Source organism: Shewanella sp. AC91-MNA-CIBAN-0169 (assembly GCF_040310165.1).
Taxonomy (GTDB): Bacteria; Pseudomonadota; Gammaproteobacteria; order Enterobacterales; family Shewanellaceae; genus Shewanella.
Genome location: NZ_JBEOPM010000064.1, coordinates 1 through 593, shown reverse-complemented (window position 1 = coordinate 593; position 593 = coordinate 1). Strand labels below are relative to the sequence as shown.

General features: G+C 39.1%; 1 protein-coding gene. It reads left to right on the top strand.

Going from position 1 to position 593, the window contains the following annotated elements; all coding sequences use genetic code 11:
* Positions 1-593, top strand: a 593-nt coding sequence (locus AAEY98_RS22130; protein ID WP_351019695.1) for a DUF3187 family protein, incomplete at both ends; no start/stop codon positions are given.

Here is a 593-nt window from a genome sequence, read left to right as displayed (position 1 = left end):
CCCCAAGGTCAAAAAGAATGGTACATCACAGCCAATGCAGCCAGCGTCTGGTCAGAGTCAGATGAGTTATTAGCTGATTACTACCAAAATGCGATTAGCAGCGGCTTAAAATGGCAAATCACTGAGGATTTATTGTTTGATGCTAAATACACTTGGCAATTTAGCGGTGATAACCATTTAGACTCCTTAACAATGTGGTTTCACGATGCTTTTGGATTTGAGCAAAATGGTCGTAATAAACAAGCGAAACACCAAAGTCAGATCCATTCAGAAAAATACCATATCAATGTTGAAAACTTTAATGGTGAAACCCTCAATAATGCTCTTACTGCATACCTAGGTTATCAATTACTGCAAAATGAACACCATGGTATTTCCATCGGGGGAACCTTGTACTACAAGTATGTAGATTCAGGCCCATTTGTTGATGAAAGTTTCCAGCAAAGCGTACAAATCAATTACGGTTATCACAATGGCAATCACCATGTGAACTCGACTTTAGGAATGAGTTTCTTACACAATACAGAACCGTTATCGCAAAATGCCTTCGAATCACATTACTTAATGTTGGGGCTGGGTTACGAATATCGTAG